Source organism: Polaribacter sp., from assembly GCF_965660385.1.
Taxonomy (GTDB): Bacteria; Bacteroidota; Bacteroidia; order Flavobacteriales; family Flavobacteriaceae; genus Polaribacter.
In genome coordinates this window covers 1-18,396 of sequence record NZ_CBFHZT010000011.1, presented here as the reverse complement: position 1 = coordinate 18,396, position 18,396 = coordinate 1, and the positions used below count along the sequence as shown (strand labels likewise).

General features: G+C 30.4%; 12 protein-coding genes and 1 tRNA gene. 6 read left to right on the top strand and 7 right to left on the bottom strand.

The genetic code is table 11. The annotated features are described in order from the left end of the window. The first annotated feature begins 28 nt into the window (after positions 1 to 28). Genes ACTG3V_RS05165 through ACTG3V_RS05150 form a run of 4 tightly spaced genes read left to right on the top strand, consistent with a single transcriptional unit; the run spans position 29 to position 5,920 of the window. A complete protein-coding gene (locus ACTG3V_RS05165; RefSeq protein ID WP_439131073.1) occupies positions 29 to 3,835 on the top strand; it encodes a lamin tail domain-containing protein in 3,807 nt (1,268 codons plus the stop codon). Positions 3,836 to 3,860: 25 nt separating this feature from the next. Then, a complete protein-coding gene (locus ACTG3V_RS05160; RefSeq protein ID WP_439131072.1) occupies positions 3,861 to 4,610 on the top strand; it encodes a polyphosphate polymerase domain-containing protein in 750 nt (249 codons plus the stop codon). Position 4,611: 1 nt separating this feature from the next. After that, positions 4,612 to 5,223 carry a DUF4956 domain-containing protein gene (locus ACTG3V_RS05155; protein ID WP_439131071.1) on the top strand — a complete coding sequence of 204 codons (612 nt, stop codon included), beginning with the start codon at positions 4,612 to 4,614 and terminating at the stop codon, positions 5,221 to 5,223. Next, positions 5,213 to 5,920 carry a DUF2490 domain-containing protein gene (locus ACTG3V_RS05150; RefSeq protein ID WP_439131070.1) on the top strand — a complete coding sequence of 236 codons (708 nt, stop codon included), beginning with the start codon at positions 5,213 to 5,215 and terminating at the stop codon, positions 5,918 to 5,920. Before ACTG3V_RS05155 ends, ACTG3V_RS05150 begins: the two co-directional genes overlap by 11 nt. Here the strand turns inward: ACTG3V_RS05150 and ACTG3V_RS05145 are convergent. The 6 genes from ACTG3V_RS05145 to der form a co-directional block, all read right to left on the bottom strand. Beyond that, on the bottom strand, positions 5,917 to 8,304 hold the full coding sequence (locus ACTG3V_RS05145) for a GAF domain-containing protein (protein WP_439131069.1): 2,388 nt from the start codon (positions 8,302 to 8,304) through the stop codon (positions 5,917 to 5,919). The genes ACTG3V_RS05150 and ACTG3V_RS05145 overlap by 4 nt on opposite strands. A gap of 184 nt (positions 8,305 to 8,488) precedes the next feature. Continuing rightward, on the bottom strand, positions 8,489 to 9,673 hold the full coding sequence (locus ACTG3V_RS05140) for a glycoside hydrolase family 26 protein (RefSeq protein WP_439131068.1): 1,185 nt from the start codon (positions 9,671 to 9,673) through the stop codon (positions 8,489 to 8,491). A 79-nt stretch (positions 9,674 to 9,752) separates the two neighbouring features. Continuing rightward, positions 9,753 to 11,360: a glycosyltransferase family 2 protein gene (locus ACTG3V_RS05135; protein ID WP_439131067.1), complete on the bottom strand. Its 1,608-nt coding sequence runs from the start codon at positions 11,358 to 11,360 to the stop codon at positions 9,753 to 9,755. Then, positions 11,360 to 12,868, bottom strand: a complete 1,509-nt coding sequence (locus tag ACTG3V_RS05130; protein WP_439131066.1) for a tetratricopeptide repeat protein — start codon at positions 12,866 to 12,868, stop codon at positions 11,360 to 11,362. Before ACTG3V_RS05130 ends, ACTG3V_RS05135 begins: the two co-directional genes overlap by 1 nt. 157 nt (positions 12,869 to 13,025) lie before the next feature. Further along, positions 13,026 to 14,963 (bottom strand): leucine-rich repeat protein, encoded by a 1,938-nt coding sequence (locus tag ACTG3V_RS05125; RefSeq protein WP_439131065.1) that lies wholly within the window; start codon positions 14,961 to 14,963, stop codon positions 13,026 to 13,028. A gap of 101 nt (positions 14,964 to 15,064) precedes the next feature. Further along, entirely contained in the window at positions 15,065 to 16,375 is a 1,311-nt protein-coding gene (gene der, locus ACTG3V_RS05120) for a ribosome biogenesis GTPase Der (RefSeq protein ID WP_439131064.1), read from the bottom strand. 80 nt (positions 16,376 to 16,455) lie between these two features. Here der and ACTG3V_RS05115 point away from each other — a divergent pair, with 80 nt between their 5' ends. After that, on the top strand, positions 16,456 to 16,986 hold the full coding sequence (locus ACTG3V_RS05115; protein WP_439131063.1) for a GTP-binding protein: 531 nt from the start codon (positions 16,456 to 16,458) through the stop codon (positions 16,984 to 16,986). Here the strand turns inward: ACTG3V_RS05115 and era are convergent. Continuing rightward, positions 16,977 to 17,861, bottom strand: a complete 885-nt coding sequence (gene era, locus ACTG3V_RS05110; RefSeq protein WP_439131062.1) for a GTPase Era — start codon at positions 17,859 to 17,861, stop codon at positions 16,977 to 16,979. The genes ACTG3V_RS05115 and era overlap by 10 nt on opposite strands. A gap of 110 nt (positions 17,862 to 17,971) precedes the next feature. On the opposite strand from era, the gene ACTG3V_RS05105 reads away from it, so the two are divergent. Continuing rightward, a tRNA-Met gene (locus ACTG3V_RS05105) sits at positions 17,972 to 18,044 on the top strand. Positions 18,045 to 18,396: the final 352 nt, after the last annotated feature.

Genomic DNA, 18,396 nt, shown 5'->3' with positions numbered 1-18,396 from the left:
TTATATTTGCTCGCAAAAACCCTAAAATATGTCATCAAAAGTAAGGCAATTTAATCCTTTATGTAATGTGAAGTTCTTTTACAAAACAGTAGTTTTATTTTTTCTATTTTCTATCCAATCTTATGCTCAAGACATTTCTATAAATGAAATTATGTCTTCTAACGAAACAACAACTTCAGACGAAGATGGGGAATTTGAAGATTGGATTGAAATTTATAATTATGGAACTACCACAGTAAATTTAAACGGATTTGGGTTGTCTGATCAAATAGATAATCCTTCTAAATGGGTATTTCCAAATATAGAATTAGCTGCAAAAGAATATATTATTGTTTGGGCATCAGACAAAAATAGGGTTGCAGAAAAAGATAAATTACATACAAATTTTAAAATAAAATCAGGTGGTGAAGCTATTATTTTATCAAATGCTTCAGGTACAAAAATTAGCGAATCACCAGCAGTTGCCTTAGCTACAGATAAATCTTATGGTAGAATTCCAAATGGTAATGGAAACTGGACCTTTCTGGAAACACCAACACCAAAAGCAAATAATTCAGGAGCTTCAAGCGCAAATCCAGAAAAAATAGCAATAAACGAGTTGATTTCATCAAACGTTACAGGATTAGAGGATGAAGATTCAAGCAGTCAAGATTGGATTGAAATTTATAATTATGGTTCGGTCGCTGTTAATTTGTCCGGTTTTGGCTTATCTGATGATAGAGCTTTGCCTTACAAATGGGTTTTTCCATCAGTAACTATTAACCCTGATCAATATATTATAGTGTTTGCATCTGGTAAAGATCGCAGCAATGCAGGGAGTGAGCTACATACCAATTTTAAAATTGGGGCAGGAGGTGAAACCTTACTTTTAACAAACGGAGATGGATTGTTAATTAGTGGTGGACCTTCTGTAAATTTGGCTGAAGATACCTCTTATGGTAGACAACCAGATGGAACTGGAGCTTGGTTCTTTTTTGATACGCCAACACCAGGAGTATCTAATGTAGAAAGCGGTTCTACAACTTCTTTAGAGCCACCTACTTTTTCGCACACATCAGGTTTATATGCAGATAGTTTTAATTTATCATTATCTACAGATATTCAAGGCGCAACAATTGTATATACCTTAGATGGTTCTGAACCAGATATTAATAATTTAAATGGCTCTAGCTTTCAATATAAAAACGATTATCCTTACGAAATAAACGAAGCTTTTGGAGAAATGTTACTTCAAAACTATCAATCATTTTCATATTCTAGTCCTATTGAAATAAGAGATCGTTCTAACGATGAAGACATATTGGCAAGAAAAAATACGGTTTCTGCAGACATTTATATACCACCAGTTAAAGTAAGAAAAGGCACAGTTTTAAGAGCTAAAGTTTTTTTAAATGGTAAAGGATCTAGAACAAGAACTCGAAATTATTTTGTTTGGTCAGAAGGGAACCCTTATAATGTTCCAATATTATCTTTAACCACATATGAAGAAAATTTATTTGGTTATGAAAAAGGTATTTACACCTCAGGTAAAACTTTTGACGATTGGAGAACTGCAGAGCCAAATGGTAATCAGCCAGGTAATGCACAGTTTAGTAATTATGGACAAGATGGTAGAGAATGGGAACGAGAAGTACATGTTCAAGTATTTAACGAAAAATTAGAATCGATTTTAAACCAAGATGCAGGTGTAAGAATTCATGGTAACACATCAAGAGCAGATATTATTAAAAATTTAAGACTATATGCTAGAAGTGAGTACGATGAGGATAATGAATTTGAGTTAAATATTTTCGATCAACAAATTTCAAACTCTCCAAAACCTTTTAACGATACATTTAAAAGATTAATGCTGCGTGGAAATGGTAGTGGTGGTCAAATTGCAAATGACATGGTTTTTAGTAGGCTAATGCAACCATTTTTTAATGGAGTAATGAGAATTAAAACAGCAGTTAATTTTATAAATGGTGAATATTTTGGAATCACAGCTTTTAGAGATCGTTTTGATGTACACCATATTGCTAATAATTTTGGTTTAGACAGCGATAATGTATCCATAGTAAGTTGTGTTGGATCTTGTGTATTACAAGATGGACCAACCGATCGTGATAGCAATCCTGAAAGGGTATTACGATATTTATTTAAAGATTTGAAGCATAATGATTTAAAGTCTGATGTTGAATACCAAAAAGTAGCAGACGTTTTAGATATAGATTCATATATAGATCATATTGCTCTAGAAACCTTTTCTGAAGGGGATAGTTATGAAATTAAATTTTGGAGAGCCACAAATCCAGTAAATGATGGGTTTGGAGATGGTAAGTTTCGTATTTATACTCAGGATTTTGAAGCAGCAATGATTAGTCGATTGAATTGGTTAGAAGATTTTTCTCAAAATTCTAGCAGTTGGCAACGTAATATATTTTCAAATCTAATTGATAATGAAGGGTTTAAGGTAAAATTCATCAATCGTACTGCAGATTTATTAAACACAGCATTTACTAAAGAGAGATTTGACGCTATTGTAAATGCAACTTTTGATGAAGTAGCACCACTTTTAGAAGAAGATAGAAATCGTTCTCCAAGATTAAGATTCTATGAAGATGGCGATAAAGTTAGACTTTTAGATTGGATTCAAGAAAGACCTGCTATTTTTAGAGGTCAAATAAATGAATTATTCGATATTGAAAAAACGATTGATGTAAATCTTAGTGTTTCTAATTCAAATGCAGGTTATATTACATTAAATACGGTTGATATTAAAGGTTCAACACCTGGTGTAAATGAAAAGCCATATCCATGGACTGGTGTGTATTTTAGCAACATTCCAATTACATTAGAGGCTAAACCAAGACCTGGTTACACCTTTTCTTATTGGACAGGAGCATCTTCTAGTACTAGCAGTAAAATTACAATTACTCCTACAGATGATATGCAGATACGTGCTGTTTTTACAGCTGATGAAGATTACGATCATTTATTATACTTCTGGTTATTAGATGATGAAATTGAGAATGATTTACCATTAGAAAATTTAAATTCTACTTATTCAAGAAATGATGCAACTGCAACATTGAATTATAACTCCGCTCTTGCAGGGTATCCATTTGATGCAACTGATGCAAATTGGAGAAAAGCTTCTTTAGAACGTATAAACGAACCAACAGTAATAAACTATCAAGGTTTAGCAAATAACGATATTCCTTTTGCACCACAAATAATGAGAGGTTTACAAATTAAGCAACCTTTTCAATCAGGTGGTTCTGAAAACTCTTTAGAGTTAGAATTTTCTACAGTAGGCTACGAAGATGTAAAAGTCTCTGTTGCTATCAGTTCTGATGGTGCTGCAAATAGTATAACTGCATCATATTGGGATGGAGCTTCTTGGGTAACCAATAGCACGCAAGCTATTGCAGTAGATTACGAACGAAAAGAATTTGATTTTTCTAATGTGGCTATGGCAGATGAAAATGAAAACTTTAAAGTAAGGTTAAGTTTTGGAGGAACAAATATGACTGCAGATAATGGCAAAAAAGTAATTTTGAATAATATAGCAGTAAGTGCTATTGATAAAAACGTATTATCTGCAAAAGATTTTGCTTCCACTGAAAACAATATCGATATTTATCCTAATCCTGTAAATAATAGAATTTACATATCTTCAAATTCTAATATAGATCAAGTTTTAGTATACAATATTTTCGGACAAACCATGTATACATCATCAGAAAATAAAAGTGATGCTACTGTAGATGTAAGCAATTTTGCTAAAGGTATTTATATGGTTAAAGTTTTTACGGATGGTAAATCTATGACTAAAAAAATAGTGAAGAAATAATACTATTTAAGTAAAGAAACAAATTTTGGATACTACTCTAGTGCACACTGTTAATCAATTCAAACCCATTTCACTAGATGAGATGAATAGTGTTGCCTTAATGAAAAGAACAGATACCAAATATGTTATTCATGTTTCTAATTTACCAACAGTTTTAAAAGAACTATTAGCATCTCATAAAGTTTTAGAAATAAAGGGAAGAAGAATCATGAATTATGCTTCCCTTTATTTAGATACCAATTCCTTTAAGTTTTATCTAGATCATCATAATGGAAGAGTAAATAGAACTAAAATAAGGCAACGAAAATATGTAGATTCTGATTTGACTTTTTTAGAGATAAAAAAGAAAAATGGGAAAGGAGAAACCAATAAATTTAGAATTCAAATAGATGATTTTGAAACCGAATTGTCTGACTCATCTAAAGAATTCATCACAGAAATTACTGAAGAAAATTATAACTTAACCACAAGTCTTTGGAATAGTTTTAATAGAATTACACTAGTAAATTTAAAAGATAACGAACGTGTTACCATCGATTTAAATTTAACGTATACTGTAAACGATAAAGAAAAAAAATACAACAATATAGTAGTGGTAGAACTTAAGCAGAGTAGATTCGATAGAAAATCTGCAGTAGTAAAGGCCTTAAAAAACATAGGGCATAATCCATACAGTATTAGCAAATATTGTATTGGTGTAGCAAATCTTTATCAGCATTTAAAACAAAACACTTTCAAATCAAAATTATTAAAAATTAACAATATATCTGCTTAGTATGGATTACATGAACATTCCTTTGTTTGACAAGGATTTTTTTAAACTTGTTTTTCTTTTTTTTCTAAACCTGGCTTTTTTAACCATAGTAGTAAGATGGTTTTATTATAGTAGTACTCCTAAAAAAGATTACCTGTTTACCTTTTATTTGGTGAGCATTATCGTGTTTTTCTTAACCTTTACATTAAAAAAGTATAATATTGATGTTGGTTTAGCTCTGGGCCTATTTGCCATTTTTGGAATTATTAGGTACAGAACAGAATCTATACCTATTAGAGAAATGGGATATCTTTTTATTGTGCTTGGAATTTCAATTATGAATGCATTAGCCAATAAAAAACTAAGTTATGCAGAAATCTTCTTTTCTAACTTTGTTATTGTAGTGGTTATTGGTGTTATAGAAAAGTTATGGCATTTAAAATACGAGGTTACCAAAAAAATTACTTACGAAGTTATTGAGAACATAAAACCAGAAAACTACGATATTTTAAAACAAGATCTTGAAAGCAGAACAGGGTTAAAAATTAATCAGTTAACCATTGGCGACATCGATTTTGTAAAAGATAGCGCAACAATAATTATACACTATAACAAAACAGAAAATGAGAAATAAACCCTATATTATTATTGTAATACTTCTTTTTTCAGCATTACTTCATGCACAAGAAGAGGATAATAAAGATCTTGCTTTATGGAACTCTATTGGGGTTAAATATTCGCCTATAAAGTGGATAAAATTGGGTGTAGAACAACATTTAAGATTAAAAGAAGATATCTCTGTAACAGATGAGTATTTTACAGAGGTGCAGGCTGAATTTGAAATTATTAAAAATTTAGAGATTGGTGGTGCAGTGCGTTTTATTAGAGAGAATGATAATGAAGGTAAAATTCAAGGTTATGAAAAGCATTTTAGATACAACATCGATTTAAGTTACAAGCTAGATATTATTAAAAAATTAGATATTGCTTTTAGACTTCGTTATCAAAATAAAAGAGAGTTAGAGTTAGCAGATGGTGTAGAAGATATTAGAGGAGAAAACCTTCGTTTTAAAACAGCTTTTGAATACAGTATTAAAAACTGGCCTTTAGATCCTGAATTTGCTGTAGAGATTTTTAATAGAAAAAGAGATGGAGCCTCTTTTATTGGTGATGCAAAATTAAGTAGGTACAGACTTACATGGGGTACCAGTTACAATTTAAAAAAGTTCGGAAAATTCGGTATCTACTTTAGATATCAAGAAAACACTAGAGTAGATAACGATTTTCAAACTAAAATTTTAGGTTTAAAATATTCCTATGATATTAACTAAGCTTCAATTTCTTTGATAAGATCATTAAAAGTTATGATGTTTTTTTCATCAAAATCTTGCTGATATTTTACATCAACTCTAAGTGCTTTTAACCCAGTTACGCCTTGAAGGTTTTCTAATTCTAAATATTCTACATTTCCTAATTGTTTTTTTGATTGTAAGTACGTAATGTACTTAAGATACTCTACTGCATCTTTTTCTTGCGAATATACAATGGCAATTTTACCAGGAATTGTTAAACGATTTTGAGTACCTTTTATGTAAGCCTTGTCAATACGTTTTTTAAGAATTTCATACCTAATATTATAGGCGCCATCAACATCAAACTGTTTTTCATCCATTCTAAATTTTATAGCCATAGCCTTACTATGTACTAAAATTAAAGAAGCAACACGTAAATCATGTTTCATGTTTTTACGCTCATAATATGCCAAGTTTTCCATTTCACAGGTAACTTTTAATTGCCATAAGCGTAAATTATACAAATATAAATCGTCAAACCTTTTATGTTTTGTAATAGATTGGCCTATGTACATGTTGTATTCAACACCATCAGTTATATAACGCTCAAAATAGTGAGGAAACATTTCTTGCGCTTGTTTTTGCCTATTATCTATGTATTTAGAAAGTTTATCATTTAAAAGTGTAACACTATCTTCATAATCTTTTCTACTTTCGTAAACTACATTTAAATCTTTGTCTAATCGATTCATGTAGATATTTACTTTCTCAGAAAGCTCACTATTTATATCTTTAATATGGCTAAATACAGGATAAATTTCACTGCTTAAAAAATCTAGTATACTTACTTCATCACCTGCATCTAAACCTTTCTTTACATCGTTTAAATATGAGGTAACTCTAAACATTAACTCATTGTAAATAGGTAATTTTTCAGTTTTGCAAGCATCTTTTAAAACAGTAATAGCCAAGGATAACTGTGTTGTTAAATCTTCTTTAATAGCTTCATTTCTTGCATTAGAAGAGCCTTTGATATCACTTTGTCCAAATATGGGATACACATCATTAAAAACAATTTCATCTAACTTGGCATTTTCATTTGATTGACTCTCTACATGAAACTTTTCAACAGCTTCATAAAAACGCCATTTTACAGATTGATGGATAGAGGTGTAATTCTCTTGAATGGTAGCTTCTAAAATATGTTGACGTTCTTCTGAGGTTCGTTTTACAGCTGCTTCAAAAACAGGAATAATATCTTTAAGTTTATTGATGTTTACCGAATTTAAATCGTAGGATTTTGGAGAGGCTATTTCTAGCAGTGCCAAATCTCCATTTTTTGTGGCTTTTATAGGAATTAAAATAATACTTTGAATGCCAGAATCATGTAAATTTTGATAAAAAGGATTTTTATCGGTATGAAAACCATAGTTCTCTACGTCAGAAATAATAAAAGTTTCGTGTTTTTTAAATACTTTGTTTATAATGCCATTGCAGAAATAGCCATTATTGCATTGTATTTCTGTATTTTTATTTAAAATAATGCTGTTTGAATGTTTTACAACGGTTTCACAAATTTTAGAATTCACAGTATCATAAATTGAGTAGCCCAATTTAAGGTCTTTAATGCTGTAAAAATCTCTTAAATTATTTTGCAATTTGTAAATTAAATCATCACCACCAGCCAATAAATTTGCTTTAATGGCAGAAAGCATTTCTTCGGAAGTAACATCAAATAAACTTACTAAACCAAAGCCTTTAAAAATATAGCTATTGGGTGGAAATTTTTCTTTCCATATGGCTATATTTTCGTAATTATTTAAAAGCTCTTTAAAATCTTCTTGGGTTAATTCTGGTGCAGTTGCTGTAGGTGTTATTTCAGAAAAATCAGCGTTAAATGTAGCTCTATAGTATTTCATAGTGCCACTTGTTTTGTCTGGAATATCAAAATAAAAAGGTCTTTTTATATCAATATTAAAACCATAAACGTCGCCTAAAATAAACGTACAAGCCATTACATACATGCTGTTATCCTCAAAATTACGAACTGTTAACTCGTAATCATCACCAGCATTATTTAATATATTCTCAAAACGATCAGTAAACTTAAATGAAGCAAATGAAAAAGGAACACTGGCAGCTTTTATTTCATTTAAACGTAAAGGTTCTGGAAACAAAGGGTCTAAAAGTAAATCTATTTGCTTTTTGTAGGTTTTTAAAAGCTTTAAATCAGAAAAGCCATCATTTAATTCAGGGTGTTTATTGAATAAATTTACCATTTCAATAGCTGCAGTATGAAATGGATGCTCGCTAAACTCTTTTTGTGCGTATTTTTTAAATGATATAAATACCTTTTTAAAGGAAATATTTAACTGAAGTGGTAATGCTACTTCTTCTATTTTATTAGATTCTATAATTCTCATATTCTTTACTTCTACAATTTTTGTCGTTTTTAATAATATTAATTTACAAAATTAAAAGGACTTATTAAAACATACAGTTTAGAATTTTTATTCTTTAAATAAATAGTTAAAGATTACTCTTTTTTACGGTATAAAAAAAAGCATTTAATAAATCGTTAAATGCTTTTGTAAATACTTTAATATATTATTGAATATCGGGTTGTCTTATTCTAGGATCCCATTTTTTCAATTGTTTCTTTATTTCATCAGTTACTTCTTTATCATTTTTAAAATACCAATCTACATTTTTATAGGTAATTGTACCATCACTTGCATAATGAAAAAATACAATGGCATTTACGAATGGGTATTTTTTATTAAAATTTTCTAGCGTATCTCCAAACCATTTGGCTCTATCTCCACCAGGCTTTAAACATCCAAACTCAGCAATCATAATTGGTTTGTAAAAAGCAGCTAATTGATCGTAATAATTACCAAAGATTTCCTTAAAAGTCCACCAATCACTCCAACTAGTGCTTGTACCATAATTTAAAACTCCGGTTGCAATAATATCAACATAATCTTCTCCAGGGTAATATTCTTTGAATTTTCCGTAAGATAAATGCGGACTCCAAACCCATATAATATTTGTAGCACCAACAGATTCAAATACCTCTCTTACATGCCTAAATGCTGCTACATATTCTTCTGGATCATTATTTTGTGGTCCCCAAGGATAACGATAAGGATCGTTCATTTCATGCCCCATTCTTAAATAAATAGGCGTATCTACTTTTGCAGCCTCAGTTGCCCATTCTTTAATATAAGCATCATAATCTCCATTTGCTATTGAGCCTAAACCATGGTCATTTCTTTGCTCTAAATTTTTAATTTTAGGAAAATTTTCTTGTGAGAATTTTTCTAACCAAGGCTCCCATGTAATCATTGGTACAGAACCTATTCTAACAATGGCATCAATTTTATTTTTAGGGAAATCATAAATCTGACCTTCTCCCCAAGCTTTATAAATTTGAATGATTGGAAATGTAAGTGCTAAAGAATCTTCTAAATTAATGATATTTTCATAAGATTCTCCATTACTATCGTCAGCAGCTCCAAATAAAATATTTTTGGTTTTTAAAAGGGCATATTTGTTTTGTCTTTGGTCTTTAAACCAATCTAATTTTTTACCTCTATTCTTTTCTCTTTTCCCTAAAATATTATCTTGTTCTATATCTTTTACCATATTTCCAATACTCTCTAAAAAACCGCCTAAAGGGCCTTTAGAGCTTTTGCTTACAGATGATAACCCGTAAACTATAAAATAACCTAATACTAAAGCAAGCAGAACATTAAATATTCTTTTAGATTTTTTTTTGAATGATGACATAATTCTATTTTGATTTATAATGGGCTTTCTTTAAAAACCATTTATTTGGTAAAATTAATATTTTTATCTTTTTAGATAATTACTTTACTTTTATTTTTTTGTCTTTAGTGATTACGATTCTACTCCAAGCATTTTCTGCTTTTAAGTATAAAGATTTATAAGCAGCAACCAAACCACCAAAAAATTGCAGAAAGGCAATCAAGGCAAAACCTAACATTCCCCAGGTTTTTTCTGCTGTTAAAATTAATTCACTTTGTGGTATATAATATCTTCTTTCTATATAAACCCCAGTAACCACAAGTATAAAAACAATACAGTATATTATTAGTGGTTTTACAAACGGACTCATAAAACCTTTAACAGCAACTTTTGCTGTAGGTATATAAGGTACTTTTTTATTGATTAAGGCTAAAATAAATGCATAGGTAAACACGGGCCAGCAAGAGTATTTTAAAACCATTCCTCTCCAATGAATTCCTCTTTCTGTTTTTGTATCACATAAAAAACGTTGCGCATGCGCATACACTAATATAGCAATGAGTACAATAGGTGCACCAAGAACTATAAACTCTGTAAAGTCCATACTAGCTGGACTTATTTTTGTTGTAAAAAATAAAATAGGTACAAATACAAAAAACGCGGTCATTGGGCCTACCAAGTAATAAGTACCTATAGAGAAATAAGATAATTTTTGCCAAAAAGTTAATGTTTTAAAGGCTCTTGGCATTTCATCAAAAAGCATTTCAAAAACGCCTCTTGCCCATTTTAATTGTTGTTTACAAAATGAAGTGAAATCTTCTGGAACCAAACCACGACTAACAATTACAGGGTTATATACAGATTCCCATCCTTTTGAATGTATTCGAATTGAAGTGTTTAAATCTTCTGATAAACCAGTTGCATGTCCTCCTATACTTTCTAAAGCTTTTCTTCTAAAAGTACAATTTGCACCAATGGCAACAGCACCACCATAACCATACAACGCCATTTGAGTAGGTCCATAAAAAGTATAAGTTTGTTCTGCAGCTGCTTGTGCCGTAAACGAACGAAACATATTGTAGTATCCTTGACTTACTTGAACAAAACCTACTTTTTCATCTTGAAAAAAACCTAAGGTTTGATCTAAAAAATTAGGAAACACAATATGATCTGGATCTAAAACTAAAATAAATTCTTCTTTGGTTATCTTTAAAGCTTCATTAATTTTACCGGCTTTAGCTCCAGGTATGTTTACTAAATTTAACCAAACAGCTCCATGTTTTTCTGCCAATTCTTTAAAGGCAACATCTTCTGTATCGTCTAATAAATAGGTAGTATGTGGGTAATTTAAGTTTTCTAATGCTTTTAAGGTGTTTTCAAACATCGATAAAGGTTCTCCTGGAGAAGATGTTGTAAAAACAGCAACGCTTAAATCTTTTTTAGGAACAGGTACTTCTGCTGGCTTTTTTATACGTAAGTAATTAATCCAAATTAAAGCTATTCTAATTACACCATATCCAAATAGCAAACTTAAAATTATGAATAGTGGAAAATTTTCGATATGTTCTTTTCTAAACCACCATTCCATTAAATTAAACATGCTTAATAAACCAGCTAAAGCTAAGCCTAAAAATATTGCTTTATCAAAGCTGGTTACCTTTTTAGCTTGTTTAAATACCCATAAATCATCTCTTAATTTTGAATTCATTAAAACGTGAAATTTAATCCGAAGTTAATATTTTGTCTGGCATAGAAAAAGGTTTCTTGATCTATATAAGTAATCTTAGCTGTAAAACCTTTTGAAAAATTGTAGCTAATATTTCCTGTATATTCTATAGGGGTAAAAGTATCATCATATAAACCACCAACTTCAAAGGTATTAGCTTGCGTTCTTACAGGGTAAGGGTTTCTAATATTACCAATAAAACCATAGTTTACCTTAGCTTCAAGTGATAATTTTTTTGAGGGTTTATAATTTAGGATAAATATACCAGAGTGAATTTCTTGTTCTTTTGGGGTAAAGTAAGGGTCGTAAACACCAACGCCTTGATTGTCAAAGAAAAATAAGATGTCTTTAGAATCGGTATAATTAAAACTATAACCGAGTTGAAAACTAAGTTTTTTAAATGTGATAGGTTGTGATAAAATCCAAGCGCCAAGTGATTGTATTTCATTATCATCTTTAAAAAATTGATGGTCGTACCAAGCATGAAAAATCACCCATTTATTCTGGTAATCTAACTCACTAAAAAGGCTTTGATAAGTTAAATTGATTGAAGTACTGGCTATTGTACCTAATAAACTATTTTTTGTAGCACCAACTTTTACAGAAGCTTTTTTAAAGATGTTTTTAGTAAGGCTAATTCCTCCAATCCAATCAGAAGTATCAGAATGGTTTTGATAAAAACCCCCAAATACATTTGCAGTAAGCTGTATTTTATTAAAGTAAAACTGATTTTTTAATTGAACAATAAAAGCACTTTCTTTTTGAGGTGAGAAACTATATCTTGAAATTGCTAACTGTGGACTTAAATACCTAGAAATATATTCTCCTGCAGTTATATGCGTCGCAAAAAGGTCTAAAGGTTGAGAATCTGTTTGATATTCAAAATTTGTTCTTATATAAGTTGCAGTAACAGAATTAATTTCTGATTCTAAATTTTTTGTGTAATCTGTATTTGGGTAAATCTCGTTAATCTTAGAAATTATTTTTCTGGAATTTTTTAAATCTCCTTTCCAGTAACTAATATTGGCTTGCATTAATAAAAATTCTAAATTTTTAGAATTTTCATCTAAAAAATTTGCTAAAATAGTTTCTACTTTATTGATTTCTCCAATTTTATATAAAAAGCGAGCAAAATCTAACTGAAGATTTTTATCAGAAGGATTAATAGAAATCGCTTTTTTAAATTTCTTTTTTGCTTCTTTATTCTGGTTATTCATTGATAAAACATACCCATATAACCAATTGATGTAGAGGTTCTCAGAAAAATCATCGTAATTTTTTGAGAAAAATAATATTGCTTTTTTGTATTCATTTCTAGAAATGAATTCTTTAGAAATTCTTAGTACATCGTTTGCATCTTTTACGCTAATAGAATCTTTTTTTAAAGAGGAGGAATTTTCTGTGTTTTGAGAAAAAGTAGTTGTATTAAAAAAAATAAAAAGGAAAAAAGCAGTTGTTTTAAAAACTTTACCTGCTCTTGTTAAAATCATAATTTTATTAAATTTATAAGAAGTTTAAGTTTTTAAAATATTTATTATATAAATTAACCACAATCTTTTTCAAAAAGCAACAAATATATATATTTATATTAAAATAGTTCTTCAATATTTAGATGAGTTTTTGCTCTAAAAGGTTATAATTCCTGTTTTACAAAGCATTTACTGTTTCAAAGTCTTTCCAAACTGTTGCGCTCTTGTAGGAGTCAATAGAAGCACTTGGTACTTTTAAAGTTGCAGTACTTAGCTGAACAAATTCAAATACACTAGCATCTATAGTTAAAGGTGTAGCTATATCAACAGATACATTTTGCAAACTGCCACAATTGTAAAAAGCGCTATTACCAATACTTGTAATACTATTTGGTATTGAAACATCAGTTAAACTTGTACATTGAAAAAAAGTTTGTTCGGCTATACTTGTTATTGTATTTGGAATTGAAAAGTTTGTTAAACTTGAACATAAACCAAAAGCAGTTTTACCTATACTGGTTAAGGTACTTGGAAAATTAACTTTAGTTAAACTACTACAAGCGTAAAAAGTATTTTCAGGAATGGTAGTGATACCCTCTGGTATTGTAATTTCACTAACACTACTACAGCCTCCAAAGGCCCCATCTTTTAGTGTAGTTACACTATTAGGAATATTAATTTCAGTTAAACTACTACAGTTCCAAAAAAGGGTTGCCTCAATCGTTGTTAAACTGCTTGGTAAAGCAAAATTCTTTAAGCTAAAACAATTTCCGAAAGCAGCACTACCAATACTGCTTACAGTACTTGGTAAACTAATATTTTCTAAACTTGCACATCCATAAAAAGCGGCATTGCCAATATTAGTTACATTTGTAGGTATGGTAATATTGGTAAGTTTAGAACACTCATAAAATAAATTGTCAGGTAAGCTTGTAAAATTTTCTGGAATTTCAGCTTTTGTTAAATTTACACATAAACCAAAAGCAGAGTCACCTATAGAAGTTACTGTATTTGGTATTGTAATTTCTTTTAAAATAGAACAAGAATAAAAAGCAGAAGCACCTATTGTGGTTATATGGCTAGGAATTGTATATGTTTCTATATTATTACAAGCAAAAAAGGTGGCTTCAGGAATTGTAGTATAACTTGTTGGAAAAGTCACAGTAGTCAATGAATTACAATATCCAAAGACAGCTGTACCCATATCATCATTTGCAACACTATCAGGTATGGTAACATTATTCAAGCTACTACAATAGTAAAAAGCAGAGTTCCCTATGCTAGTTATTGTAGAAGGTATGTTAATTGTAGCCAAACTTTCGCAACCAAAGAATACATTGTCTGCTAAATTATTCGTTGCTGCAGGGATATTTATAGAGGTTAAACTTTTACATTGACCAAAAGCTGTATGTTTTATTTCTGAAACAGTATTTGGTATATCAATACTTGTTATTCTTGAAGAATCGTAAAAAGCAAGTTCACCAATAGTGGTAATACTTTCTGGAATGGTAACGTTTATTAAATCATAACTATAAGCAAAGCCTTCATTAGCAATACTGGTTACTGTGTAGGTTAAATCAAATTGATTCACAGTTTCAGGGAGGTTTAAGGTTCCTGAAGGTCCGTCATCTGTGTTTTTTTCAACAGATACTTCTTTTGTTTCAGAACTTGTAATCACATATTTTAAATCGCCAATAGTAAAAGGAGTTCCTACTTCAGGCCCTGTTGGCGGAAATACAACAACACTAACAGTAGCAGTAGAAGAATCGCCATTGCTATCGGTTATTGTATAATCAAAGGTATCTGTTCCTTCAAAATCTGTTTGTGGTGTATAATCTATGGTGTCATCAGTTGGATCATCACTTGTACCTGAGGTATTTACACTTACAGTACCATTACTAACAGAAGTAGTTGATGTTACAGAAATAGCACTAGAGTTTGGCCCATCATTTCCAAAATCATCATTATTAAGTACGCTGATATTTATAGAAGTATTTTGTTCTGTAGAGGCACTATCATCAACAGCATTAGGAACATCGTTTTCTATTGTAGTAGGTGAACTACAAGCTGTAATAAGTAAAGAAAACAAGGCGAAGGCATAAATTATTTTTTTCATTTTTGATGTTTAAGGGGTAATAAAAGTATTCAAACAAAGGTATTTAAATATTCTATATATCAAAATTTTTTCATTTTTTAGAATGATATGATTTTAAGATTTTATTTTTGTCTGAAATAGATGGTAATTGGCACACCAGAAAAGTTGTAAATTTCTCTTAGCTTATTTTCTAAAAAACGTTTGTAAGGATCTCTTACATATTGAGGTAGATTACAGAAAAAGGCAAATTGTGGAGTTTGTGTAGGCAATTGCATGCAGTATTTAATTTTTACAAACTTACCTTTTATAGCTGGTGGTGGATAGCTTTTTACAATCTCTAACATTACATCATTAAACTTGCTTGTAGGTATTCTGTTTTTTCTATTTTCAAAAACTTCAACCGCAGTTTCAATGGCTTTAAAAAGGCGTTGCTTTGTTAATGCAGAGATAAATATTATAGGCACATCTGTAAAAGGAGAAATCTGTTCTTTTACTTTAGCCTCATAATCGCGCATGGTATTGGTTTCTTTTTCTACCAAATCCCATTTATTAATTAAAATAACAACACCTTTTCTGTTTTTTTCTGCTAGCCAAAATATGTTTTGATCTTGCCCCTCAAAACCACGTGTTGCATCAATTACCAAAATGATAACATCTGCATATTCAATTGATCTCACTGCGCGCATTACAGAGTAAAATTCTAAATCTTCTTTTACTTTAGATTTTTTTCGGATACCAGCAGTATCAACCAAGTTAAAATCAAAACCAAATCTGTTGTATTTTGTATCAATAGAATCTCTAGTAGTACCTGCAATGTTGGTTACAATGTTTCTATCTTTACCAATTAAGGCATTTATAAAAGATGATTTTCCTGCATTAGGTCTTCCAACAACTGCAAATCTTGGCAATTCTTCTTTTTCTAAATCGATAACTTCTGGTTCTGGCATTTTTGCTACTATTGCATCTAGTAAATCTCCAGTTCCTGAGCCGTTAATTGATGAAATGGTGTGGTAATCACCTAAACCTAAGTTGTAAAACTCTACAGCATCCGCCTCTAACATCGCGTTGTCTACTTTGTTAACGGCAGTAAAAATGGGTTTTTTTACTTTTCGTAGTAATTTAGCCACTTCAGCATCCATAGGAGATATGCCATCTCTTACATCTACCACAAAAACAATAATATCTGCTTCATCTATAGCAAGTGCTACTTGTTTTCTGATTTCTTCTTCAAAGATATCATCAGAACCAATTGTATATCCACCAGTATCAATTACAGAAAATTCTTTTCCATTCCAGTCCGATTTTCCATAATGGCGATCTCTAGTTACACCACTCACAGCGTCTACAATAGCCTCTCTTTTTTGAACCAATCTATTAAAAAGAGTGGATTTTCCTACATTTGGTCTTCCTACAATGGCAACAATGCTATTCATTTAAATTCATATTTTTTGCAAAGATACAATTTACTATACGATATTAGTTGTAAATTTAAAGGGTTCTAGAATAGGTTTTTATGGGAGCAGAAACAAATATTTTAATAGAGAAAAGAAATAGTAAGGTTTTTCTACGACCAAGATTTTCTATTGATTTAAATGATGACAAAGACACAGTATTACAACTTTTTTCTAACGAATTACAAGGAGATAATACAAAAATAGACGGAAATATTGTTGATGGGCATATCTTTATTTCAATTTGTAAAAAGGATGATCATTTTTGGTCTCCTCAATTGCATATAGAAATTCTTGAAAAAACATCAAAATCTTCAACTTTAAAGGGTTTATTTGGTCCAAAACCACAAGTTTGGACGCTTTTTATGTTTATCCATTTTGTTATAGGATTCGCATTTCTTGCTTTTTGTGTGCTATTGTACACAAGATTTTCTTTAGGTGAATCTGTCTTTTTCCCAATTTTAATGATGATAGTTTTACCCTTAATTTGGGTGTTGTTGTATTTTTTAGGAAAAATAGGCAAGAGCACAGGCAAACATCAAATGAATGATTTACACGATTTTATGTTGAAAGTAATTCAGTATCAATTTTGATTGTATCCAAAACGTTTCAATTGATTCTTATCGCTTCTCCAGTTTTTATTGATTTTTACATACAATTCTATAAACACTTTTTTTTGAAAAAAACGTTCTAAATCTTTTCGAGCTTCAGCACCAACTCGTTTTATAGCAGTGCCTTTGTGTCCGATAATAATTCCTTTTTGAGTTTCACGTTCCACCATAATGATAGATCGAATTCTTACGATGTTTTCTTCTTCTATAAAACTTTCGGTTTCTACTTCTACAGAATATGGAATTTCTTTTTTGTAGTGAATTAAAATTTTCTCTCGAATTTTTTCATTTACAAAAAAGCGTTCAGGTTTGTCTGTTAATTGGTCTTTTGGGTAAAAAGGAGGTCCCTCTGGAAGTAATTCTATGATTTTGTAAAAAACAGACTCGACGTTAAACTTCTCTAAAGCAGAAATTACGTACACAAAAGAATTTGGTACTTTCTCTCTCCAATACGCAATCTTTTTGTCAACTTCCTCTTTGTTAGATTTGTCAATTTTGTTCAATAATAAAATTACTGGAATCTTACTGTTGATGATTTTATTAAAAAAAGCTTCGTTTTTTAAAGCAGTTTCGCCAACTTCTACCATGTAAATTAAAACATCAGCATCATCTAAAGCAGATTTTACAAAATCCATCATAGAAGCTTGCAATTCATAAGCAGGTTTAATGATACCAGGAGTATCAGAAAACACAATCTGATATTCCTCATGATTAACAATTCCTAAAATTCTATGTCTTGTTGTTTGTGCTTTTGGGGTAATGATAGAGAGTTTCTCACCTACCAAAGCATTCATTAGTGTAGATTTACCAACATTAGGATTTCCAATAATATTTACAAAACCGGCTTTATGTATCATACAGCAAAGATAATGGCTTTTCTTAGTTTGTTAAGGTTTAGTCCATTAAAAAATATTTAAAATAAAGTTTGGAAATTACTTTCTTTATGTTGTATATTTGCAGTCCAAATCGCGGGATAGAGCAGTAGGTAGCTCGTCGGGCTCATAACCCGAAGGTCACTGGTTCGAGTCCAGTTCCCGCTACAAGGCTAAAGTCATTTAAATCAACGAATTGTGTCTCGCAATTCGTTTTTTTATGTCTTCTATTTTCTTACTTTTACAGCGAGTACACGATTCAGTACACGATTTTACCATGAAAAAGAACTATTCAGAGCCTAAAATTTACAAAGGAGGAATTGCATTTCCACTTGGTCTTCATTATCTACAAAAGCACAAAAAGCAGCTCTTGACAAACTGTATTATACTGCTATAGGTTGACCTTTTTTCAAATGATTTTGCTATTTGGACCAAAAGTTATTTGGATCAAGTTCAAAAGTTGTGTGTAAATTGATTTAGATTTTAGATTTTTGCAAAAAGATTAAGATTTGGAATTAAC

What these genes read in the sequence shown, in the direction of transcription:
- ACTG3V_RS05155 (WP_439131071.1), top strand. Translation starts at nt 4,612, where the DNA reads ATGGATTACATGAACATTCCTTTGTTTGACAAGGATTTTTTTAAACTT.
- ACTG3V_RS05135 (WP_439131067.1), bottom strand. Translation starts at nt 11,360, where the DNA reads ATGAATTCAAAATTAAGAGATGATTTATGGGTATTTAAACAAGCTAAA.
- ACTG3V_RS05140 (WP_439131068.1), bottom strand. Translation starts at nt 9,673, where the DNA reads ATGTCATCATTCAAAAAAAAATCTAAAAGAATATTTAATGTTCTGCTT.
- ACTG3V_RS05165 (WP_439131073.1), top strand. Translation starts at nt 29, where the DNA reads ATGTCATCAAAAGTAAGGCAATTTAATCCTTTATGTAATGTGAAGTTC.
- ACTG3V_RS05125 (WP_439131065.1), bottom strand. Translation starts at nt 14,963, where the DNA reads ATGAAAAAAATAATTTATGCCTTCGCCTTGTTTTCTTTACTTATTACA.
- era (WP_439131062.1), bottom strand. Translation starts at nt 17,861, where the DNA reads ATGATACATAAAGCCGGTTTTGTAAATATTATTGGAAATCCTAATGTT.
- ACTG3V_RS05130 (WP_439131066.1), bottom strand. Translation starts at nt 12,868, where the DNA reads ATGATTTTAACAAGAGCAGGTAAAGTTTTTAAAACAACTGCTTTTTTC.
- ACTG3V_RS05145 (WP_439131069.1), bottom strand. Translation starts at nt 8,304, where the DNA reads ATGAGAATTATAGAATCTAATAAAATAGAAGAAGTAGCATTACCACTT.
- der (WP_439131064.1), bottom strand. Translation starts at nt 16,375, where the DNA reads ATGAATAGCATTGTTGCCATTGTAGGAAGACCAAATGTAGGAAAATCC.
- ACTG3V_RS05115 (WP_439131063.1), top strand. Translation starts at nt 16,456, where the DNA reads ATGGGAGCAGAAACAAATATTTTAATAGAGAAAAGAAATAGTAAGGTT.
- ACTG3V_RS05150 (WP_439131070.1), top strand. Translation starts at nt 5,213, where the DNA reads ATGAGAAATAAACCCTATATTATTATTGTAATACTTCTTTTTTCAGCA.